The organism is Pseudoalteromonas sp. CST2 (assembly GCF_028599385.1).
GTDB classification, from domain to species: Bacteria; Pseudomonadota; Gammaproteobacteria; order Enterobacterales; family Alteromonadaceae; genus Pseudoalteromonas; species Pseudoalteromonas atlantica.
The window spans coordinates 174308-197041 of record NZ_JAQREO010000005.1 but is presented as its reverse complement, the minus strand read 5'-3'; the positions used below and the strand labels follow the sequence as shown (position 1 = coordinate 197041).

At 41.5% G+C, this 22734-nt stretch carries 22 protein-coding genes and 3 tRNA genes; 9 read left to right on the top strand and 16 right to left on the bottom strand.

Features of this window, described 5'->3' with window-relative positions:
- The first annotated feature begins 8 nt into the window (after positions 1 to 8).
- Together PSH41_RS09325 and PSH41_RS09320 are read left to right on the top strand one after the other, a co-directional pair.
- A complete protein-coding gene (locus PSH41_RS09325; protein ID WP_273588893.1) occupies positions 9 to 827 on the top strand; it encodes a symmetrical bis(5'-nucleosyl)-tetraphosphatase in 819 nt (272 codons plus the stop codon).
- Positions 828 to 939: 112 nt separating this feature from the next.
- Entirely contained in the window at positions 940 to 2955 is a 2016-nt protein-coding gene (locus tag PSH41_RS09320; RefSeq protein WP_273588892.1) for a methyl-accepting chemotaxis protein, read from the top strand.
- Positions 2956 to 3041: 86 nt separating this feature from the next.
- Here the strand turns inward: PSH41_RS09320 and PSH41_RS09315 are convergent, their stop codons facing one another.
- Together PSH41_RS09315 and PSH41_RS09310 are read right to left on the bottom strand one after the other, a co-directional pair.
- A complete protein-coding gene (locus tag PSH41_RS09315) occupies positions 3042 to 5228 on the bottom strand; it encodes a YgiQ family radical SAM protein (protein WP_024031514.1) in 2187 nt (728 codons plus the stop codon).
- Between the two features lie 105 nt (positions 5229 to 5333).
- Positions 5334 to 7535 (bottom strand): bifunctional diguanylate cyclase/phosphodiesterase, encoded by a 2202-nt coding sequence (locus PSH41_RS09310; protein WP_273588891.1) that lies wholly within the window; start codon positions 7533 to 7535, stop codon positions 5334 to 5336.
- Between the two features lie 141 nt (positions 7536 to 7676).
- Here PSH41_RS09310 and PSH41_RS09305 point away from each other — a divergent pair, with 141 nt between their 5' ends.
- Together PSH41_RS09305 and PSH41_RS09300 are read left to right on the top strand one after the other, a co-directional pair.
- On the top strand, positions 7677 to 8258 hold the full coding sequence (locus PSH41_RS09305; protein WP_273588890.1) for an SRPBCC family protein: 582 nt from the start codon (positions 7677 to 7679) through the stop codon (positions 8256 to 8258).
- Entirely contained in the window at positions 8227 to 9114 is an 888-nt protein-coding gene (locus PSH41_RS09300) for a TIGR03899 family protein (RefSeq protein WP_273588889.1), read from the top strand. The genes PSH41_RS09305 and PSH41_RS09300 overlap by 32 nt, the downstream gene beginning before the upstream one ends.
- A 24-nt stretch (positions 9115 to 9138) precedes the next feature.
- On the opposite strand, the gene PSH41_RS09295 is transcribed toward PSH41_RS09300, so the two are convergent.
- The 8 genes from PSH41_RS09295 to PSH41_RS09260 form a co-directional block, all read right to left on the bottom strand.
- On the bottom strand, positions 9139 to 9909 hold the full coding sequence (locus tag PSH41_RS09295; RefSeq protein WP_004585848.1) for a TIGR04219 family outer membrane beta-barrel protein: 771 nt from the start codon (positions 9907 to 9909) through the stop codon (positions 9139 to 9141).
- A 3-nt stretch (positions 9910 to 9912) separates the two neighbouring features.
- Entirely contained in the window at positions 9913 to 10899 is a 987-nt protein-coding gene (locus PSH41_RS09290; protein ID WP_004585847.1) for a DUF2333 family protein, read from the bottom strand.
- Between the two features lie 8 nt (positions 10900 to 10907).
- Positions 10908 to 11420 (bottom strand): copper chaperone PCu(A)C, encoded by a 513-nt coding sequence (locus PSH41_RS09285; RefSeq protein WP_029773289.1) that lies wholly within the window; start codon positions 11418 to 11420, stop codon positions 10908 to 10910.
- Positions 11421 to 11499: 79 nt separating this feature from the next.
- Positions 11500 to 11826, bottom strand: coding sequence for a hypothetical protein (locus PSH41_RS09280; RefSeq protein WP_024031509.1), 327 nt, complete (start codon positions 11824 to 11826; stop codon positions 11500 to 11502).
- Between the two features lie 9 nt (positions 11827 to 11835).
- Positions 11836 to 12042: a PspC domain-containing protein gene (locus PSH41_RS09275; RefSeq protein ID WP_024031508.1), complete on the bottom strand. Its 207-nt coding sequence runs from the start codon at positions 12040 to 12042 to the stop codon at positions 11836 to 11838.
- Positions 12043 to 12052: 10 nt separating this feature from the next.
- Positions 12053 to 12745 carry a PspA/IM30 family protein gene (locus PSH41_RS09270; protein WP_273588888.1) on the bottom strand — a complete coding sequence of 231 codons (693 nt, stop codon included), beginning with the start codon at positions 12743 to 12745 and terminating at the stop codon, positions 12053 to 12055.
- A 245-nt stretch (positions 12746 to 12990) separates the two neighbouring features.
- A complete protein-coding gene (dusA, locus tag PSH41_RS09265) occupies positions 12991 to 13980 on the bottom strand; it encodes a tRNA dihydrouridine(20/20a) synthase DusA (RefSeq protein WP_095206773.1) in 990 nt (329 codons plus the stop codon).
- A gap of 81 nt (positions 13981 to 14061) precedes the next feature.
- Positions 14062 to 14682 carry a MarC family protein gene (locus tag PSH41_RS09260; RefSeq protein WP_004589061.1) on the bottom strand — a complete coding sequence of 207 codons (621 nt, stop codon included), beginning with the start codon at positions 14680 to 14682 and terminating at the stop codon, positions 14062 to 14064.
- 94 nt (positions 14683 to 14776) lie between these two features.
- On the opposite strand from PSH41_RS09260, the gene PSH41_RS09255 reads away from it, so the two are divergent.
- From PSH41_RS09255 to PSH41_RS09245, 3 genes are all read left to right on the top strand, one after another.
- Positions 14777 to 15211 carry a transcriptional repressor gene (locus PSH41_RS09255; RefSeq protein ID WP_029773280.1) on the top strand — a complete coding sequence of 145 codons (435 nt, stop codon included), beginning with the start codon at positions 14777 to 14779 and terminating at the stop codon, positions 15209 to 15211.
- A gap of 72 nt (positions 15212 to 15283) precedes the next feature.
- Entirely contained in the window at positions 15284 to 15751 is a 468-nt protein-coding gene (locus PSH41_RS09250; RefSeq protein WP_029773279.1) for a chemotaxis protein CheX, read from the top strand.
- Entirely contained in the window at positions 15748 to 16176 is a 429-nt protein-coding gene (locus PSH41_RS09245) for a secondary thiamine-phosphate synthase enzyme YjbQ (protein WP_054983902.1), read from the top strand. Before PSH41_RS09250 ends, PSH41_RS09245 begins: the two co-directional genes overlap by 4 nt.
- A 183-nt stretch (positions 16177 to 16359) precedes the next feature.
- Here the strand turns inward: PSH41_RS09245 and PSH41_RS09240 are convergent.
- The 4 genes from PSH41_RS09240 to orn form a co-directional block, all read right to left on the bottom strand.
- A tRNA-Gly gene (locus PSH41_RS09240) sits at positions 16360 to 16435 on the bottom strand.
- 42 nt (positions 16436 to 16477) lie between these two features.
- Positions 16478 to 16553, bottom strand: a tRNA-Gly gene (locus tag PSH41_RS09235).
- A 195-nt stretch (positions 16554 to 16748) separates the two neighbouring features.
- A tRNA-Gly gene (locus tag PSH41_RS09230) sits at positions 16749 to 16824 on the bottom strand.
- A 259-nt stretch (positions 16825 to 17083) separates the two neighbouring features.
- A complete protein-coding gene (gene orn, locus PSH41_RS09225) occupies positions 17084 to 17629 on the bottom strand; it encodes an oligoribonuclease (RefSeq protein WP_004589057.1) in 546 nt (181 codons plus the stop codon).
- A gap of 285 nt (positions 17630 to 17914) precedes the next feature.
- On the opposite strand from orn, the gene rsgA reads away from it, so the two are divergent.
- Entirely contained in the window at positions 17915 to 18973 is a 1059-nt protein-coding gene (gene rsgA, locus PSH41_RS09220) for a small ribosomal subunit biogenesis GTPase RsgA (RefSeq protein ID WP_004589056.1), read from the top strand.
- A 15-nt stretch (positions 18974 to 18988) separates the two neighbouring features.
- Positions 18989 to 19867: an archaetidylserine decarboxylase gene (asd, locus tag PSH41_RS09215; protein WP_273588887.1), complete on the top strand. Its 879-nt coding sequence runs from the start codon at positions 18989 to 18991 to the stop codon at positions 19865 to 19867.
- A gap of 592 nt (positions 19868 to 20459) precedes the next feature.
- Here asd and PSH41_RS09210 read toward each other — a convergent pair.
- A complete protein-coding gene (locus PSH41_RS09210; RefSeq protein WP_273588886.1) occupies positions 20460 to 21209 on the bottom strand; it encodes a HesA/MoeB/ThiF family protein in 750 nt (249 codons plus the stop codon).
- Positions 21202 to 22728 (bottom strand): thiamine phosphate synthase, encoded by a 1527-nt coding sequence (gene thiE, locus PSH41_RS09205; protein WP_273588885.1) that lies wholly within the window; start codon positions 22726 to 22728, stop codon positions 21202 to 21204. The genes PSH41_RS09210 and thiE overlap by 8 nt, the downstream gene beginning before the upstream one ends.
- Positions 22729 to 22734: the final 6 nt, after the last annotated feature.

Sequence of the window (22734 nt, the reverse complement as noted above, 5' to 3'; positions counted from 1 at the left end):
AAAGCGCCATGGCTGATTACGCAATTGGTGATTTACAAGGCTGCTTTAAAGAGTTTAGCCGCTTGCTCAAACGGGTTGACTTTAACCCAAGCAAAGATCACCTTTATTTAGTGGGCGATATCGTCGCACGTGGGCCGGACTCCCTAGCCTGCCTAGATTATATTTATCGCCATCAAGACAGCATGACTGTTACTTTAGGCAATCATGATTTACACATGGTTGCCTGTCACTATCTTAATAAGCCAATAAACCCCAAAGATAAACTTGGTGCTATTTTTGATAGTAAAAAGCTTCCTCACTATATCGCCTATTTGCAAACTCAGCCGCTTGCTATTTATTTAGCGCAGCACCGCAGCTTTATATCGCATGCAGGGCTTAACCCTAATTGGTCTATAGAAAGCGCACTTAAACACGCACAGTTTGCTCAGCGTTGTTATGAATCGGCTAATGCTAAGCACTTTTTTGAAAAAATGTATCAGCCCCACCCCGCGATATGGCATGACGATTTAAACGAATTTGATAAGTTTAGATACATTGTTAACTACTTTACCCGCATGCGCTTTTTAACCAGCAACAACACGTTAGAGCTTAGTGCGAAAGGCGCAATTAACGATAATAAAACGTTAACAGCCTGGTTCACCCACCCTAATATAAAAGCATTAGAAAACAACCTTATATTTGGCCATTGGGCCGCCCTTGAAGGGATTACTCAGCTCAAGCACATACATGCGCTCGATACCGGATGCGTATGGGGCGGTGCTTTAACGATGATGGACTTGCAAACTAAGCAAAAAATAGTAGAAAAGCCGACGCTTTTATCTAAATAAACTGTAAAACCCCAGCACATATGTTAAATTTAAATTAATATATATTAATTGCTTAACTTATTGGTTAAAAAGCCGATAAGATGTGATTGAAGTACTTTAATTGGAAATCCATATGAATCTGACAGTAAGCCAACGAATTTGGTGTGGTTTTATATTTATCACCTTATTACTCATAATCATTGGTGGTAACTCTTTAATAAAAATTGCGAGCATTGACCGCTCTACCCAACAGGTAAACCAGTTATCACTGCCCGCGCTTAATAAAAGCTCAGAACTACAAGCTGAATTTATTTTAATGAGTAAAGCAGCCCAAGCTAGTTTTTATACCACCTCAAGCGCACAGCTCACCCCTATAAAACAAAAAGTACTTGAGCAAAAAGACAAATTCAACTCGCTGCACGCCGACCTTCAACGTGTAGTAAAAAACGATGCATCACTGAGTCAAAAAAGCCAAGCTGTAGAAAAAACCTACTTAAGCTTTTTAGATACGGTCGAAAACCTATTAGCTGATAAAGATAAACAACTAGCACTTAATAAAACCCTCACAGCACAGCTTGAAACAATTGAGATTGCAGCTGAAGATGCCAATTCAGTCGTGCTTGATATCACAGATATTACTAACTTTGAGCAAAATCACCCACGCGCTTACCAAGCCGCCAATAACTTAGAAAACAACTTTATGTCTGTGGTGAGTAACAGTACCGATATGCTCACGGTTAAGACGACAAACACCTTAGATATTGTAAAAAATGAGCAAGCTTATTACCTTGACGAAGTAATTCGTACTTTAACGTTAATAAAGCCAGCTATAGAGCAAGATAACAACGACCTATACAGTGATTTACAAGCATACGTTGATACCCTGATAGAAAATATCAGCGGTAATAATAGCCTAGCGGCCAATAAGCAGCGCCTTATTGACGCTATCGCACTTACCGAAAAAGAACTTGCCCAATCAGAGCAAGCGACCACTATGGCACTGTCGCAAATTGATGATTTAGTAACACAAGCAAGTACTGTAGCTTACAAATTACAAGAAGGTGTTCGCGAGGATGTAGACTCAGCGACGCTCTGGACATGGGCAGGTATGATCATCGCAACGTTAATTGCAATTGCGATTGCGATTCTTACCGTTAATAGAATCACTAAGCCACTGGCTGAGGTTAATCGGATTTTAGATATTGTTGCCAGCGGTGATATGACCCAACGCTTAGATGACTCTGCAAAAGATGAATTTGGCGAGCTATCAAAAAGCTGTAACACCCTTATAGATAGCTTACGTAGCTTAATTAAAGGCATTATTTCACGCTCAACTCAATTAGCAGCGGCGTCTGAGCAAACATCGGCCATTACCGGTGAGTCAAGCCAAGCTATTCGTAACCAACAAGCACAAGTAGAGCAAGCGGCAACCGCCACAACCGAAATGAGCAGCACGTCGCAAACAGTAAGCAACAGCGCACAGCAGGCACTTAACGAAATAAAAAATGCCGATAAAGAAGCTGAACGTGTAAAAGGGATATCTCATCAAAACAAAGCCACTATTGAGCAACTTGCTCGCGAGGTGGACGATGCATCAGGTGTTATTAATAAGCTTCATCAAGACAGCGCATCTATAGGCAGTATTTTAGATGTAATACGCGGCATTGCAGAGCAAACCAACCTATTAGCACTTAACGCTGCAATTGAAGCAGCACGTGCCGGTGAATATGGCCGAGGTTTTGCGGTAGTAGCGGATGAAGTACGCTCACTGGCAAGCAAAACGCAAGAGTCGACCCAAGAGATACAATCTATGATTGAATCGCTTCAAAGTGGCGCAGAAGCGGCTGTAACAGCAATGGATAAAGGTAAACAGCAAGCAGAATCATGTGTTGAACAAAGCGACTTAGCAAGCAGCGCATTAGACTCAATTACACTTGCCGTATCGCAAGCACACGATGTAAGTGAAGAAATCTCTACCGCAGCTCAAGAGCAACAACAAGTATCACAAGAAATTAGTGAACGTTTAGAATCTATTGTAGCCATAGCCGAGCAAACAGCTGAGGGTGCAAATCAAACAAACATTTCAAGCTCAGAAGTAGCCAAACTTGCTGAAGAGCTAAGAATATCGGTAGAAAACTTTAAGGTGTAATGCACACCTAACAGCAGTAAATTAACGCAATAAAAAACCCGATACTGTTACTCAGTATCGGGTTTTTTGTGTACTTGTTTTAACGCTTAGCGAGAAGCACGCTGGCGATTGCCGCCTACTTTAGGTTTAGTGTTAGCCTTTTTAAATTGGCTAAACCCAGTATGGCGCGTTAAGGCTGGGCGCCCTCCTTTACCTTTACCAGCGCCTTTATGTGCTTTTTCATCGCGGCCTTCTTCTGGCACTAAGCAATTTGGGCCTTTACCAATTAAATTGGCTTTCCCCATACTGCGCAGTGCATCGCGGATCATTGGCCAACCCGATGGATCGTGATAACGCAATATTGCTTTGTGTAAGCGACGTTGGCGTGCTCCTTTTGGCACGGGTACTTGCTCTTTATTGTTTTTAATATTACGCAACGAGTTCATTTCTGTATGGTAAATGGTGGTTGCATTGGCCATAGGCGACGGGTAAAAGTTTTGTACTTGGTCTAACTTAAAGTCGTTAGATTTAAGCCACAATGCCATATTAACCATGTCTTCGTCTTTGGTACCCGGGTGCGCTGAAATAAAGTACGGTATTAAGTACTGCTTTTTACCCGCTTCTTTTGAGTACTTATCAAATAACTCTTTAAATTGATCGTAAGCACCCATGCCCGGCTTCATCATTTTAGACAAAGGGCCATCTTCTGTGTGCTCAGGGGCAATTTTTAAATAGCCACCCACATGATGTGTCACCAGCTCTTTTACATAGCGAGGGTCTTGTACGGCTAGATCGTAACGAACGCCAGAGGCGATCAAAATCTTTTTAATGCCTTTCACTTCACGGGCTTTTTTGTATAAATCGATAGTAGGTGTATGGTCTGTATCCATGTGCTTACATATATCAGGGTAAACACATGAGAGTCGTCTACAGGTACTTTCTGCTTTTTTGCTCGTACAGCGTAATTTATACATGTTGGCCGTTGGGCCACCTAAATCAGAAATAACACCGGTAAAACCAGGTACTTTATCTCTAATTTGTTCTATTTCATCAATAATCGACTCTTGCGAGCGACTTTGAATAATACGTCCTTCATGCTCGGTAATAGAACAGAACGAACAGCCACCAAAACAGCCACGCATAATATTAACCGACGTTTTAATCATATCGTAGGCTGGTATTTTTGCATCACCATAACTTGGGTGCGGTATACGCTGATAAGGCAAACCAAATACATCATCCATCTCATGGGTTTCGAGCGGAAATGCCGGCGGGTTAACCCAAATAGAGCGATCGCCATGGCGCTGAAATAACGCACGAGCACAACCTGGATTGGTCTCTTGGTGCAAAATGCGCGAGGCATGAGCATAAAGCGGTTTATTAACGCTTACTTGCTCAAATGCAGGCAGTTTAACGTATGTTTTTTCCCACGGTTTAGGGCGCGCAGGCTGAATGGTAATGGGTTTAGCGGCCTCGGCTTTTAAATCAATACCGGCTTGCTTAAACTCTGATTTACTACACCCAACATCATCAGCCCCATAGGGGTTTGGGATAGGATCAATTTTGCCTATTTTATCAATCGCTGTTGAATCACTTCCGCGCCAGCCCGGTATTGGCTCTTTACGAATAACCGCTGTACCACGAATATCCTGAATTGTATCCATAGTTTCGCCAGCGGCTATACGGTGGGCTACTTCCACCAGCGGGCGCTCTGCATTACCATAAATAAGGATGTCGGCTTTGGCATCAAATAAAATACTACGGCGTACTTTTTCTTGCCAGTAGTCGTAATGAGCAATACGGCGCAAGCTTGCTTCAATACCACCAATAACAATAGGCACACCTTTGTAGGCTTCGCGTAAGCGCTGAGAGTAAATCATCACCGCACGGTCAGGGCGCTTACCACCCACATTACCTGGTGTATAGGCATCGTCATGGCGCATTCGTTTTTCTGCCGTGTAGCGGTTGATCATCGAATCCATGTTGCCGGCTGTTACACCAAAAAATAAGTTTGGTTTACCAAGCCCCATAAAGGCATCTTTTGATTGCCAATCTGGCTGAGCAATTATACCCACTCTAAAGCCTTGCGCTTCAAGTACACGGCCAATTACCGCCATACCAAAACTAGGGTGATCAACATAGGCATCGCCGCTAATAATTATAATGTCGCAGCTATCCCAGCCAAGAGCGTCCATTTCTTCGCGAGTGGTAGGTAAAAATGGGGCGGTGCCATAACATTCAGCCCAATATTTGGGGTATGAAAATAGCGCGCGTTCAGCTTTAAGGGAGCTCATAGTTTTGGCCGTAGAATAACAAAAGGCGCGAATTATATCCTAATACATTGCTTATTTATACAACATTGCCTAGAGATATCGCGCCTACTGTAAAGTCTGTTGATATTAAGTTTTTTTATTTCGCTCTTTAATAAACTCTAAAAGTTCGTGCTCAGGCATTGGCTTAGCGTACATAAAACCCTGTACTTCATCACACCCTAAGTTTTTCAAAAACTCTGCCTGCTGCTGTGTTTCTACACCTTCAGCAATTGTTTTTAGTCCTAGTTTAGCACCAAGCGACACCACCAAAGCAGCAATAGCACCGGTATCGTTATCAGGTAAATCTTTTACAAATGCGCGGTCTATTTTAAGCCTATCAAGCGGTAAACTTTGTAAGTAACTTAACGAAGAAAAGCCCGTTCCAAAATCATCAATCGCTACTTCTACGCCTAATTCTTTTAACTCTTTTAGGGTATTGATCACGGTTTCTAATTCATCCATTACCACGCTTTCAGTCACTTCTAACTCTATATTGCAGGGTTTAACGTCGTACTTTTGTAAGGTGTTTTTTACTGTTTTAGCGTAGCCTTTAACCTTAAATTGCGGCACAGATACATTTACAGCAATGCAAATTTCTTCACCGAGTGCCTCTAAGCGTTTTTGCTGTTGGCAAGCTTGTTCTAAAACCCATTGGCCAATATCAACAATTAAACCGGCATCCTCTGCTAAAGGCACAAACACCGCAGGAGATATAAACGAGCCATCTTCTGATGGCCAGCGCAGCAATGCTTCACAGCCAATCAAAGATAAATTATCAAGTGAAAGCTGAGGCTGATACCACACTTGGAGTTTTTGCCGAGCAAAGTCATGACGTAACTGCCTAATAATACCTAAGCGCCAAGCCATTTTGTCTTGCATATCAATATCGTAGTAAATACCCTCTTTGCATTTAAGCTTTTTAGCTTGGTTTAATGCAATATAGGCAACTTTGAGTGTATCTAACCCAGTACTTTGAAAGTCTTGCTGCTGACATAAACCAATTCTAAAATCGACAGGCAAAATATGCTCGCCAGCACTAAAAGGCACACTTAGCACGTCGTTAAATTGTTCTAGGTCAAACTCCGTTTGGCGAATAATAAAGCCAAATACATCTGCGCCAATACGCGACAATAACTTTGCGTCTGGGTAAGCATCTTTAAGCCGCTTTACAATCTCGATTAACAAATGATTACCAATTTCTTGTCCTAAGCCATTGTTAATATCTGCAAAACCAATCACATCAATTAATACAAAAACGTAGTCATTAACATGTGGTTTTTGATAACGCACCACCCGCTCAATAAAATTAGTACGATTAGAAATACCGGTCAGTACATCTTTGTAGGCCGCATCTCTTAGTTTTACAAACAGCCTTACGTTATCAAGGGCTACACTCACATTAGTAAGAAAAATCTCTGCAAATTGCAGCTGCGCATCACTCGGTTTATGCTCGCACTCTAAATAAATAGCAGCCTGGCGGTGCTTACTTTTAACAATAAAAGTTACGCTCGAATCGGTTTGGCAATGCTGAGCCGACTCAAAACACTGCTCTACTTGTTCAAGCGCAACGCTATCAACATTAACAAGCTTTTCACCAAAGTAGCTCTCATAATGGCCACTGCCACCCAATACTTGAATAAAGTTATCGCCATCTAGCTTACTGCATACCAACCCAACTTGTTGGCACTCTAAAATAATGCCCAAGTGTTTAATAATCTCTTTGCACAACACTTTAATATCGGTAAGCCCTAAAATAGACTTTGAAGCCGAAACAATGGTGTTCATTGCATCACTTTGATACTCAAGCTGGCATACTTGCTCGTACGAGCGAATAGCGGTAATTAAAGAAGTTACTAATTTAGAACGAGTTAACTCTGTTTTTGTTTTATAGTCGTTAATGTCATATTCGCGAATTACTTTTTCTTCTGGGGTGTTGCCCGCTTGGCCGGTTCGTAAAATAATTCGCACATGCTGATTGTTAAGCTCTTCGCGTACGCGTTTTACAACTTGCAAACCCGCATCATCAGATTCCATCACTACATCTAAAAAAATAACGGAAATTGTATTATTGTTTTTGAGTATTTCGATGGCTTCGCTGCCAGAGTACGCATCGTGAAAACGCAGCCCTGCCTCCCAAAACTCTACGCCCGATAACGCAAGCTTAGTCACTGAATGTATTTCAGGATCGTCATCAACGATCAAAACATCCCAAAAATCAGATAATTCTTGGATTATTTCTTCTTCGCTGTCTGGCGCTAAAAATAAAAAATCGCTTTGCTCTGACGACATTATCTACCCTTTATCAGTTTTAATACTTATATAAGCTCATACCTATGTGCTAAAAATATATTTTTGGTTTATAGGCTAATTCATACTATAGTCGATTAATAAAAAGTTGTTATATTTCAAACTAAAAAACTCGTAAAAGGTGTGCCTATTAAATTTTTTAAAAACCTTATAAAAACGCTCTTATTGTTAGTTTTAGTGGCTATTTTGATTGGTTTAACCCTGCCGCAAAATTACAGCGTAAATAAAAACATACAAATAAATGCCAATGTAGCGACCGTTAAATCGCTGGTCTCTGACTTTAGCCTTTGGCATACATGGTCGCCCTGGGGCAAAGTAGATCCGTCTATCACTTTTACTTTAGGCGAACCTAGTCGCGGTATAGGCGCGCATCAATCGTGGCAAAGCGACTGGGGGTATGGAGAAATGACCATTACTTCGCTTTCGCAAAATAAAATGACCTTTAATGCGCTTTTAAAAAATGAGCATATTATTGAAGGTGAAATTACATTTACCGAAGTAGAAGGTGTGGTAAATGTAACGTGTAATATTAATGGCCAAACCAATACCCCGCTAATTTCGGGTTATCTATCAATTTTTAGTGAGTATGTATTAAGCAATACAGTGTCACTTGGCTTAAATAACTTACAAACAGTGGCGCAATTACGCGACCAAAAAACACAGCTGGATAACGATGACAGTAAAATCAGCCCAAGCGAGAATTAACCTCGCCAATATAATTGAGTCTTTACTTGGCTACCCCGTAAAAAAAATAACCACAAATACTGGGCAACTAAGTACAGATCAAAGTTACGGCTCTAAAGGCGATCTAAACCCGCTTTATCACATAAATAGCGATAACCCTATTTTAACGCGCGCCCAAAAGCGCCAAGATTTACTGCTTATAAAACAGCAGCAAAATATAGAAACCATTTTAGCTAAAGCAATGGGATTTTGCCCCGATGTGGCAAGTAATAAGCAACCAGATGCCGACTGGATAGAACGCTTTATTGCCCTATGTGAAGACACCTCAAATGAATCGATGCAAACACTGTGGGCTAAAATTTTAACTGGCGAGACCCTCAACCCCGGTACATTTTCTATAAAAAGCTTACAAACACTCAAGCATATGACCCAACGCGAAGCTGATGCATTACAAAAGTGTGTATCGCTGAGCAGCTACAACGCAAAAGACGACAGCCACTTTATTTTATTGGGGTTTTATAAAAAGCCTTCGCTTTTCGACTTACTACGAAAAGGCAATAAGGTATCGCTAAATTTAGGAAAAACGGGGATCAGCTTTCCTGATATTTTAACGCTTATGGATCTTAATTTACTCTACAGAAAAGAAATAGAATCGGCGGTATTAAAAGCAGGCCAAGAACTCACCCTGTCGTTTTTATCGCAAAAAGTGACGTTAAAAGCTAAAAGCAGTGACTTAGTATTAAGCTATTACAAGTTTACCCAAACAGGCGATGAGCTTTCTAAGCTTATAAATTACCCTGTAAATAAGGTGTATAAGCAATTAATTAATAATGCATTGGAGGGAGAATTTGATTTAACGTGGCATGTTAATAAATAACACACCACGCTGTAAGCTCACTAATTAAAAGTGAACTTGAATACCCGCAAATGGGCCTGATGCGTCAATATCGGTGTTAATATCATCAACATCATCTAGCTCTAACGTCATTGAGCGGTAACCCGCTTTAATAGCTACATCTACCGCTAGGTTATCAATAAGCTCATACGCTACGCCTACTTGGTAGTCTTGTACTTTACTATCGTCGATAGCTAAAAAGCTGCCTTCAAAAAACACGCTTAAACCCGTAAATGGTAAGCCTGCTTCAGCACGGCCATACGCAAGTGGAACGAAGCCCGAAAAATCTTTAGTTTCAGAGAAGTTAGTGCCACCTTGTTGAGTGGTACCAGTTACAACAATGTCACCGTCAAACTGCTTTGCGTTTAAACCTAAATCAATTGAAATTAAATCGTTATCAAAAATTTCGTAATAAAGAATGTAATCAATGTGAGTTAAATCACTTAATGTATTTGCAGTTGTACCAACCACGTAATCTGAGCCATTAAAGCTAAACGTATCAGTAAGGGTAGCTGAGCCATTAAGTTCAAGCTCTGTGTATTTAAGCTTAAGGTTAGGAACTAATGGCACTGGGTGCTCTAGTGCCGCGTAGTAGCTTATAAAGGTTTCGTCTTCAAAATTAAAATCTTGTGGTGCGTTATCTTTGTAAGAAAACTGACCGTCGTTGTCTGACTGCCAGCCATCAACACCTACATATAAACCTAATAGAGTGTCTGCCTGTGCTGCAGGGGCTAAACATGCCATTGAAAGGGCAGCTGCTAAACAATACTTTTTCATTTTTTATCCTTGAGCTAGTAGTTCGCTAAGTTCGATTAAAGCCGCATTGGCTCTTGAAATATAATTTGCCATAACTAAAGAATGATTTGCCACAAAGCCAAAACCATTCCCGTTTAATATAATTGGGCTCCACACGGTTTCTTGTGTTGCCTCAAGCTCACGTATAATTTGCTGTAAGCTTACACGTGCATTTTTCTTTTCTAATACATCAGCAAAGTCATACTCAACCGCTTGTAAAAAGTGTAATAACGCCCACGTTGCACCGCGCGATTCGTAAAACACGTCGTCTATTTCCCACCACGACGTTCTTACTTGTTGCTGAAGTGGTGTATAGGTCGCTTGCGTGTTTGAAGAATTACCAGCTAAATCGGTATTTACTTTGTCTTGGCCAACACTTGCACTTAAACGCTGACTTAAACTGCCTAAACGCTTTTCGGCTTCTTTTAACCAGCTACGAAGATTATCTGCACGTGAATAAAATTGGCTATCGCGCTCATGCTCGTTAGCAATTTGTGAGCGGTACACAAGAAGGTAGTCTATTCCCTTTTGGTACTCTCCCTCGGCACTTGGCCATGCCCATGCTTCAGAGCTAATATTAAATTGTGGCTGCGCTTTTTTAAGGGCTTCATGTTCGGTAGATTGCGACTGTGAGCGGCTAAAGTCTTTACGCATTGATAGCGCTAAATCACGCACCATTTCAAGCGCGCCATATTCCCACGCAGGCATGTCATCCATTATCACACTTGGCGGCATCACATCGTTTGATAAATATCCACCTTGCTTATCAAGTAATGTGCTAGCAACGGTAATAAGCGTTGAGGTGGTTGTATAGCCTGTTACCATTTTTTCGTTGCGTGCTTGCGCGGTTTCTTTTGCATTAGTTACTACGTTAAAACGTGCCGGCTCAATGCTCCAATAAACTGCAATAGCGTAAAAAATAATAAGTAGTACCACCAAGGCACCAGCTATTTTTCCTTTATGTTGCGACATTTATCCTCCTAGTGATGAGCGTGTTGTTTTTTAGATGGCTTTGAATGCGCAGCTTGCGCTTCAAGCGAAACCACTTGAGCATTAGTAAACAAGCGGTTACCGTCACTAAAATATAGCGTGAGTTTACGTTCTTGCCCTACTTTTAGCGGTTCTTGTGGATCAAATACCATTAAATGGTAACCACCAGGCTCAAAGCTTAGGCTTTCATGGCCCTTAATAGTAACGGCTTTAACCTGTTGCATTTTCATCATGCCATTGACATGTTTGTGCTCATGTATTTCTACACGCCCTAAACCTTCGATGGTTGCTTTAGTTAATTTAGCAACACCACCACCGTGGTTAGAAATTGTTAAATAGCCAACACTCGACTTACTACCAGGCAAAAACGCCCTTACTTGTGCATGGCTTACTTCAAGCTTAGCTTCGTCTGTATCGTGGCTGTGCCCAGCATGTGCAGCAACCGATGACGAAAACACATTAATCATTAACGCCGAGGCCATAAAAAAGCACTGCTTCATCATCGCTTTATTCCTTGTGAAAGCATAAAATTTCACTTTAAATTTAACATAGTTAACTAATAATAGTCAGTTAAATTAAGGCTTAAGAGGTTACTTTTTTGTTATCGAGCACCAACCAGCACAGTACAGCTACAAATAATAATGGCCAGGCTATCATCACTGAACCAAATAACAGTGCCAAAATGGTGCCAACCAGCGCGACAATCCCTGCGCCTATTAATCCCATAGTCACTAATGCCATTACGGCTACCACTGCAATAATAGCGACTAATACGCCAGCCAGCTCCAGTCCTACCCAGCTCATATCTGCAATCCACAGTGGAAACTGCCATGAATCAAAATGTATTAGCGACACAGTATCAGTAAAAAGTAACACATATACGACAACACATATTGCTAAGGTTTTCATATCCCTCTCCTAATACGCACGCTCTTCAAGGCAGCAGTGAGCAATCAAATAACCAAGCGCTACTGCAAACGGAAAACTTATAAATAATAAAATTGTTACTAAGCGTGTTGACCACACTGGAAAATCAAGGCGACGCGCTAACCCACTGCATACGCCCGATATTTTTTTATTCAGTGAATCTTTGTACCAACCACGCTGTGTTTTAAAGTTATTCATACTCTACTCCTTAAGCGCTTTGCGCAGTTGTATTGGTATTACTTTGCTTAACACTGGCTTTTAAACGAGCCAGCTCTGCATCTATTTTTTCATTTTTAACTAAAGACTCAATTTGCTCAGCGGTTGATTGCGCTGTATTTGTAAGTTCATAAGCATCAACCTGTGCTTCTATGCCTTCCACTTTTTGCTCTATCATTTCAAAGCGAGACAAAGCATTTGCGACGTTGTCACTGTGTAATTGCATGTTCACTTTTTCACGTGCAGCAACAATATCGTGGCGTTTTATTAATTGAGCTTGTTTGCTTTTAGCTTGCGCCATTTTTTGCTGTAAACGCTCACAATCTGCCGTAATTTTCTCTATCGACTCTTTTAGAGTATTTAGCTGAGTGTTTTTTGCTGCAATTTGCTCATCTACTCGCTGTTTTTCTACTAACGCAGACTTGGCTAAATCGTCACGGTTTTTAGCAACTGCCAGCTCAGCTTTTGTTTGCCACAAAGTTAAGTCTTTTTGTTTTTGTGCAATTTGGCGTTTAAGCGTTTTTTCTTCGCACAGCAAGGCTGCGGCTGTGCTTCTACATTCGTTAAGCGCTTCTTGCATTTCACTTAGCATAAGGTTGAGGAGTTTTTCTGGGTCTTCTGCTTTATCCAGCATGGCAGCAATATTGGATTGGATAACATCATTTACGCGATTAAATATACTCATTGTTTTGTCCTGTTGTTTTTAATTGATAACAACAACAGGATTCCAAGAGTTATGCCAAGTAACAAAAAGTTATTTATAAGCATTTAAATTCAATTAGTTAGACAGCTAATAAGTTATTTTAAACTGACTAAAAACTGAATGTTAATAAGCGAAAATCACTAATTTATTTATCTTTTGACTAAATTTTAGTTATAAAAAAACCACTTTAAAAAGTGGTTTTTTTATAACTGCTCAGCGCTTTAGTATTACTCAGGCACAAAACTTAATGCTTTATCCATTACCGACAAATCAGCCTGTTTACCGTGACCATTTTCTGAAAGGTGACGTCTAAATCCGCGCGCCCCTGGCTGCCCCTGAAAAATCCCCAGCATATGGCGTGCTATATGCCAAAAGTTAGCACCTAAACGCATTTCCTCTTCTATGTAATCATACATAGCGCGCACCACATCGTGACGAGTCTGAGTATTAGCCACCTCACCGTAAATCTTTTCATCCACCTCATTAAGTATAAATGGATTACTATATGCTTCGCGACCAATCATAACGCCGTCTATATGCGCTAAATGCGCTAGGCTTTCTTCAATTGTTTTAACGCCGCCATTAATGCTTAAATCGAGCTGTGGGTAGTCTTTTTTTAGTTGGTAAACGCGTGGGTAATCAAGAGGCGGTACTTCACGATTTTCTTTAGGGCTTAAACCATTTAACCACGCTTTACGGGCATGAATAATAAAGTCATCACAGCCAACTTTATGGCTGGCTTCAATTAATGCGCATAAAAATTCATACGAGTCTTGCTCATCAATACCGATGCGTGTTTTTACCGTAACAGGAATACTAACTTCGCTTTTCATTGCCGCAACACACTGGGCAACCAGCTCAGGCTCGGCCATTAGGCATGCACCAAAGCGCCCGTTTTGTACTCTATCTGAAGGGCAGCCTACATTTAAGTTAATTTCATCGTAGCCACGCTCACCCGCAAGCTTTGCACACTTTGCTAGCGCCTCAGGATCAGACCCCCCCAGCTGCAAAGCAACCGGCCCCTCGTGCTGATTAAAGTGTAGGTAATCGCCGCGACCAAATAAAATCGCCCCCGTGGTGATCATCTCAGTGTATAAAACAGCGTGCTTAGTCATCTTACGATGAAAAGTGCGACAATGACGATCAGTCCAATCAAGCATGGGTGCAACAGAAAAACGTCTGTTTAACGTTGGATTATCTAATGTGCGTTTTTGCAATGTAAAAGCCTCGGGGATTATAAGTAAATGCGCCCATAAAAAGGCGCTGTATTTTACACAAAAGCCTAATTAGCATCAATGTTAGCTGTATATTTGTAAACCAAAATAATGCGCGATACCGTTGAGTATATTTGTAACTGCCACAGAGCTTAAAATTAACCCCATGATTCTACTTATAATACTTGCGCCACTGTCGCCTATTAATTTATGCACATGATTTGCGAGTAACAACAGCACAAGCACAACAACTAACACAACCAACATCATCGACGATGTAGTAACTTGCTCAACCCACGTGTATTCTTCGTTGCGAGTCATCAGTACTGCGCCAAGCATGGCGCCTGGGCTTGCTATAGAGGGAATGGCTAGCGGAAAAATAGCGGTTTCTGTGCTGTCGCGCACACTTTTAATCTCAGACTCGGGCTTACTTTCACCAAAAATCATTGAAAGCGCAAAAATAAGCAGGACTATACCCCCGGCTATTTGAAACGCCGACAGCGGTATTTCAATTGCATTTAATAGCTGCTCACCGGCAATAACAAAAAAGAGTAAAACCACAGCGGATACACCCACGGCTTTAAAAACAACTTTTCGTTTAAACTTTTCATCTTCCCCACGTGTCACAGCAATAAATACAGGCACTGTACCTATAGGGTCTATCACCGCAAAAAAGAAAATAAATATAGCTACCAGTTCATGCATTAATGGGGTTCCTAGATAAAAAGTGTTTAATAAAAACGCTGCAAGTACAACACAGTATGTTAGTATATCACGGTAGCGTAAGGATAAGAGAATGATGAATATAGAATCACTCGTAAGTAAAGCAAAACAAGTTTGTGACAACCGTGGTGCGCGTTTTACGCCTATCCGCGAAAAAGTATTTCGCCTATTAGCTAGTGCCCAAGGCGGCGTTGGGGCGTACGATTTACTTGAGCAATTAAAAGTAACAGAAACAGGCGCAAAACCTGCAACAATTTACCGTGCGCTAGACTTTTTATCAGAGCTGGGCTTTATTCACAAAATAGAAAGCACCAATGCATTTATGCTTTGCCATCACTTTGATCATATTCATCCTGTGCAGCTATTAATTTGTGACAGTTGTGGCTTTGTAAAAGAGCTGCACTCTACGGTTATTTCTCACGAGCTAAACAACTTAGCAGCAGAAAGCGGCTTTGTTGTATCAGGGCAAACTATTGAAGCACACGGTAAGTGTGAGTCTTGTAGAAGCTAAACCCAAAGTTTGTTTTAAAGCTATACTCATATTTAGATAGCCACTTTAGCACCAATTTTAAGAGTACCTAACATGAATGTTGAGTTCATTAATCCATTTTTATCTTCTTTGATCAATGTGTTATCTACAATGGCACAAACCGAGTTAAAACCAGGTAAGCCGCGTATTAAAACAGACGAAGTCGCCTGTGGCGATGTATCTGGTTTAATTGGCATGGTGGGCGCGCAAACTCGTGGCTCATTTTCAATTACCTTTGATGAAAACTTAGCTCTGACTATCATGGAACGCATGCTTGGTGAGCGCCCTGACAACATAGACGATGAAGTAACTGATATGGTTGGGGAAATTACTAATATGGTTACCGGTGGAGCTAAAAACTTACTCGGCGAAAAAGGCTATGACTTTGATATGGCTACGCCAATTGTAGTTGCAGGTAAAGGCCACACCATCACACATAAAAGTAAGGGCAAAAAAATAATCATGCCATTTAGCTGTGATGCAGGCGATGCAAATATAGAAGTTAGCTTTGATAAGTTATGAGCTGGCAACAAACTCAAATAACCTTAAAACCGCGTGCTCGAGGATTTCATTTAATTGATGATGAAATACTCGCGCAGCTGAGCGAGCTGGCCAATTATAAAGTTGGCCTATTACATTTGTTTATTCAGCACACATCGGCAAGTTTAACCATAAACGAAAACGCCGATCCAACAGTGCGCATGGATATGGAAAGCCACTTTAACCATTTCGTTCCCGAGCGCCAACCTTACTATCGTCACGATTACGAAGGTGATGATGATATGCCAGCCCATATAAAAACCAGTACGTTAGGGTGTGAATTAAGTATTCCTATAAGCAATGGGCGCTTAGCGCTAGGTACATGGCAAGGTATTTACTTAGGCGAGCATCGCGACGCTGGCGGTGCAAGACGTATTATAGCGACCTTGCAAGGCGAAACCTTTTAACCTTGTATTGACCTCCCCTCCCTAGCTTTTACTACGTCACTTCGCATTATTTAAAACCCTTTATATCGCGCGGTGGCATGCGGCCACTCGTGCGTTTAATATTTATAAATAATTTTCGTAGGTATAAATCAGATCAAAATATTGTTTTAGAGGTGTTTATTTTAGTGGGATATTTAGAGAGATTGGAGCGGCACACGAGGCTCGAACTCGTGACCTCGACCTTGGCAAGGTCGCGCTCTACCAACTGAGCTAGTGCCGCTTTACTTCGTTTACTATCACTACAATTTCTTTGGTGATAAATTGGAGCGGCACACGAGGCTCGAACTCGTGACCTCGACCTTGGCAAGGTCGCGCTCTACCAACTGAGCTAGTGCCGCTTCATAGTTAGTCAGTAATTTGTCCGTTGGTGCGCGACGGGTCGCGTCCTACGTTCTGGCAACTGAACTAGTGCCGCTTTATAGATTGTCAGTAATTTGTCCGTTGGTGCGCGACGGGTCGCGTCCTACGTTCTGGCAACTGAGCTAGTGCCGCATTACATTTCATTCAATACTCCAATTTCTTTGGTGAGAAATTGGAGCGGCACACGAGGCTCGAACTCGTGACCTCGACCTTGGCAAGGTCGCGCTCTACCAACTGAGCTAGTGCCGCTTCATATTTAGTCAGTAATTTGTCCGTTGGTGCGCGACAGGTCGCGTCCTACATTCTGGCAACTGAACTAGTGCCGCTTTAAAGATTGTCAGTAATTTGTCCGTTGGTGCGCGACAGGTCGCGTCCTACGTTCTGGCAACTGAGCTAGTGCCGAACTTACTGATGGTATTTAAACCACTCAAACACACCAACCCCGCGAGGGTTATCGTCTTGAGCGGGGCAGGATTCTACAATAATCTAATGTGTTTGCAAGTGTTTTTTACAAATTAAAGAATTTTTCTCTATACACCTTTAATTCCATAATAGAATCTTTAATGTCATCGAGAGCTAAATGAGAGCCTTTTTTATTTACCTGTTCTAGTACCTCAGGCTTCCAACGTCGGGCAAGCTCTTTAATTGTGCTTACATCTAAATTTCGATAATGAAAAAAGTCTTCAAGCTCGCGCATATACTTATTCATAAAGCGTCTGTCTTGACCTATTGAGTTACCACACATAGGTGATTTACCAGCAGGAACCCACTGCTTTAAAAAATTAAGCGTTTGTTCAACCGCATAAGCTTCATCATATGTACTGGCTTTACAACGGGCCGTCAGACCTGATTTCCCATGCTGTGTAGTACACCATTCGTCCATGCCATCTAACAACTCATCACTTTGGTGAATAGCTATAGTAGGCCCTTCCGCGAGTATATTTAAATCGGCATCAGTTACTACTGTTGCAATTTCGAGTATTTTATCTGTGGCCGGCTCAAGTCCAGTCATTTCCAGATCAAGCCAAATTAAATTAGATTCATTAATAGTCATAGTAACCTTAAACAGTGCTTTTCTTTAGATCCAACGCATTTCGATATATCATATTAGCATCAACCGTCGAGCTAAAGCTTTTTTTATACCATTTTGGTTAATTAAGTAATCTATTTTGAGGTAGTAAAACCTTGTCGATAGCAAGGCAAAAATTTTGTTATTTAGTTGTTCTAAATGAGAAATTTTTAACGTAGCTAGCGTCAGGTTTAGCCACTCAAAATGGTTAGGTATTGCCAACTGGTATTAACGCAAAGCCGACATTTAAACCAAGGTTATAGGCCAAAAGTGGCAAAACAGAAAAAATTAAGTAAAGGCCAATCTCGCAGGATCAAGGCTAATCATCAAAAGCGCTTAAATAATGCCGATACAAAATTGGCAAAAGGTGGCGCGCAAGAGTGGCAAACAGATAATCTGGGCGCAACCGAAAACGCTGTCGTGATCAGCCGTTTTGGCCAACACGCCGATGTAGAAACACAAGAAGGTGACGTATTACGCTGCAATATTCGCCGTACCGTTACTAACTTAGTGTGTGGTGATGAAGTACTATTTCGCCGCGCAAAAGTAAGTGAAGGCGACTTAGCAGGCGTTATTGAAGCAACACAAGAGCGCCGCTCTCAGCTTACGCGTCCCGACTTTTACGATGGCGTAAAAGTAATCGCTGCAAATATTGACCAAATTTTAATGGTCTCAGCGGTACTGCCAGAGTTTACGCCCAGTATTATCGACCGTTACTTAATTGCCTGTGAAGACATGGGTATAGAACCTATTTTAGTACTTAATAAAATCGATTTAATCGACGACGAAGGCCTAAATGAAATTCAAAAAGTACTCGATATTTATCGAGGCCTTGGTTATCAGGTACTGCTTGTAAGTAGTGTAACCGGCGAAGGCATAGATGATTTAAAAAACGTACTGGTTGATAAAAATAATATTTTTGTTGGTCAAAGTGGCGTAGGTAAATCAACCTTAGTTAACACTGTGCTTCCTGATGCCGAAATATTAACTAAAGAAGTATCAGAAAACAGTGGCTTAGGGCAACATACCACCACTGTATCGCGCTTACATCACCTACCAAGTGGTGGTAACCTAATTGACTCACCAGGAATACGTGAGTTTGGTTTATGGCACTTAGATGTTGAACGGGTAACCTGGTGCTTTAAAGAATTTAGAGAGTTTATAGGCGGGTGTCGTTTTAGAGACTGTAAGCATTTAAACGACCCAGGCTGTATAATTCAACAAGCGGTAGCCGATGGCGATATTTCGCAATTGCGATTCGACAGCTACCACCGTATTTTAGAAACAATGGCCGATGGCCGTGCTGGTGCACGCGCACCTCGCGTTTAATTTAGGAAACAATCTGTGAGTTTAGACAAATTTAAAATTGCAATGCAGTATGCAATGCCAAAGCACTTTATTTCACGCGTAGTAGGTAAATTAGCAGCAGCAAAAGCAGGTGCTTTAACTACAACGCTTATTAAACTATTTATTAAACAATATAAAGTAGACATGAACGAGGCTTTGTATGAAGACCCAGCGCACTACAAAACGTTTAATGAATTTTTTACTCGCCCATTAAAAGATGGTGTGCGTCCAATGGCGCAAGGCGAGAACGTAATTACTCACCCTGTTGATGGTGCAATTAGCCAACTGGGCGACATTGTTGATGGGCAGCTAATACAAGCAAAAGGTCATGACTACAGTCTACAAGCACTATTAGGTGGCTCTGAAGATGATACAACACCATTTTTAGGCGGAAAATTTGCTACCATTTATTTAGCGCCAAAAGACTACCACCGTATTCATATGCCTATAGACGGCACACTAAGTAAAATGATTTACGTACCGGGCGACTTATTTTCGGTAAACCCGCTTACAGCGCGCAATGTCCCTAATTTATTTGCTCGTAACGAACGTGTAGTGGCTATTTTTGAAACCGAAATTGGCCCACTTGCTATGGTACTAGTAGGCGCAACCATTGTTGCCAGCATAGAGACCGTTTGGGCTGGCACCGTAACACCACCAGCCGGTAGCGATGTGTTTAGCTGGAACTACCCAACTAAAGGCGAAAACGCCATCACCCTTAAAAAAGGTGAAGAAATGGGCCGCTTTAAACTAGGCTCAACAGTGGTATTAGCATGGGGTGCAGATAAAGCAGACATTTTAGACGACCAACTGCCAGAAACAGTAACGCGTTTAAACACCGCATTTGCAACAATTAAAGAAAGTGAAGAGGTTTAAGCTGTAAGCTGTAAGTAAAAATAAATATTAAGCACTGCGTTTACCATAAACGCGGTGCTTTTTTATTGGTAGGCGTGAAGCTTGCTCACGCAAAATATAAACATAATGTTCCACCTCTAAAGCAACCTACCTCTTAACCTTTCAGTGAATAAATAACTTAATATTTTGCACAAAGAGAAGTGAAAGAGGAGTAAATGAGAAAACATACAAGTAACAGCGAGTTTACCTCGCGTCAGACATTTTGCATTAATAATTGCCAAACGCGCCAGCAAGCAAGGCTTGCCTACAACGTTACCCTTTAGAGCACAGCGTCTCTTAACCTCTTTGTGAATAAATTACTTAATATTTTGCACAAAGAGAAGTAAAAGAGGAGTAAATGAGAAAACATACAAGTAGCAGCGAGTTTACCTCGCGTCAGACATTTTGCATTAATAAATATACAGAGCATAAACTCCAAATGCGCAAGCAAGGCGCCTATAGATTAATTAAACTACGATGCTAATTTTAGCTGTAGACGAATAGCTTGCTTACGTTAGAAGCGCAGCTTCTCATGGCTTAACCCCGAGTTTAGCCCCGCAAATTACCTCATACTTTATTCACCGCACTCTTTACAGTTTATATCTTTAATCATTTTAAAATGCTGTTGCTTTAAGCTCAGCGCATCAAAGCTGATAAACACACTACCTTTAACATGCCCTAGCAGCATATTAAGCGTAAGCTGTGCCTGCATAGAGCCTATAATTCCTAACAGTGGGCTTATTACACCAGCATTACTACAATTTACAGCGGGAGCGGCGTCACTTTTTGCAAAAACACAGCCATAACATGGGCTGTTGTTTTGCCTAAAATCAAAGCCCATAAGTTGCCCACTACTTGCAATCGCGGCACCTGCAATTAAAGGCAACTTATGAGTAAAGCAATAACGGTTAACACTGTAACGTGTGGCAAAATTATCAGAGCAATCAAGTACTATGTCGGCATTTTTGAAAAGCTCCCCTGCGTTGTTATCATCAAGCTTTTTACAATGCGTCACTATTTCTATTTGATTATTAAGGCTTGTTAATATTTTACCAGCAGCCGCGACCTTTCTTTGCCCTAAGTGATTAACTTTATAAAGCACTTGGCGCTGCAAGTTAGAAAGCTCAACCGCATCATCATCTATTAAAATAAGTGTACCAATACCTGCCGCAGCTAAATACAAAAGTACAGGGCTACCTAGCCCGCCAGCTCCCACTACTGCAACGGTGGCTGCTTTAAATGCTAACTGCCCTTCTAGCCCCACTTCTTTTAATAATAAGTGGCGACTATAACGCAGGGTTTCTTTATCACTAAGCTTATTCATTAGGCTGGTTTATAGCACTTTGTAGCGCACTAATTGCTGCAATATAATCATCCGCTTCACTAATCGCGCGTACAACCGCAACACTGCCTACTCCAGTACTTGCAACCTCGCTTGCGCGGGTTAAATCTATGCCGCCAATGGCAACAGTTGGGTAGCTTTGCATTAATGGCACACACTTTTTAAGTTTATCGAGACCTTGTATTTGGCCACTCATATCTTTGGTCGTGGTTGGGTAAATAGCACCAAATGCCATATAACTTGGTCGATAGTTGTGCGCACGTAACATTTCGTAAAAACCGTGGGTAGAAAGCCCAAGCCTTAGCCCCGCAGCTTTAATCGCTGCTAAATTAGCGGTTTCTAAATCTTCTTGGCCTAAGTGTACGCCGTAGGCACCGTGCTTTATTGCCAACTGCCAGTAGTCGTTTATAAATACGTGAGCGTGGTACTTTTTACCCAGCTCTACGGCCTGCTTAATTAACTCATCAAGCTCAAGGTCGGTTTTATTTTTAACGCGAAGCTGCGCCGTAGTAATACCTTGCTGCAAACATTTATCTAGCCAATCTAGGCTATCGACCACAGCATATAGGCCCAACTTTTTGCTCTCACAAGGTGCAAAATCAGCCGCCATATTAAATTCCAGCGGCACATCAAAATCAAGCTCATCACCAAGCCAGCTGCCAGGCTCAATTACTTGCGGGTAGTCATCTAACTGTGTAGGAAAAGCAGTATGCGCAACAGGGCCTATTCCTTCGCCGTATCTAACCGACTGCTTTAAGCCCTGATTTATATAAGCTTTAGCTAAAATAAAAGCATCTTTTAGGGGGTAGCCTTTTGCTAAACACGCGGCAATAACCGAGGCCATACTGCAACCTGTGCCATGGCTATGAGGGCTTTGAATTTTTTTATTCCCAAGCCAATACTCTTCGCCGTTTTGTGTGCAGTAATCAATACAATAACCAGTTGGGTAATCCCAGTGCCCGCCTTTAATTACAACCGCTTTTGCGCCCCAACTTAATAGCTTTTTAGCTGCGTCTTTCACGGCGCTTGGGCCAATTAAATACACCCCTGTTAGCAATTGCGTTTCGTGCGTGTTAGGCGTTATTACATCCACCAGCGGCATTAAGCATTCTTTAATGGCACTTACGGTATCTTCCTCTGTTAATACATCACCACTTGAAGCAATTGCAACGGGGTCGTAAACAATTACAGGCGGTACAGGCCATTTAGCTTTGTAATGTGCTATATGCTCGCTTATTAATTGAATTTGCTGCACATTAGCCAGCATGCCAATTTTAATTACTTTGGCTTTCATATCGCTTTCGAGTGCGAGTAATTGCGATTCAATAATATCGGTAGATACCGCGTTAATGGCCTCTACACCTAAGCTATTTTGCGCCGTAAGCGCGGTAATTGCAGTACAGCCATGCACGCCAAAACTTTGCATTGCTTTTATATCGGCTTGAATGCCTGCGCCACCACCTGAGTCTGAGCCTGCAATTGTCCACACTAAATTATTCATACTCTT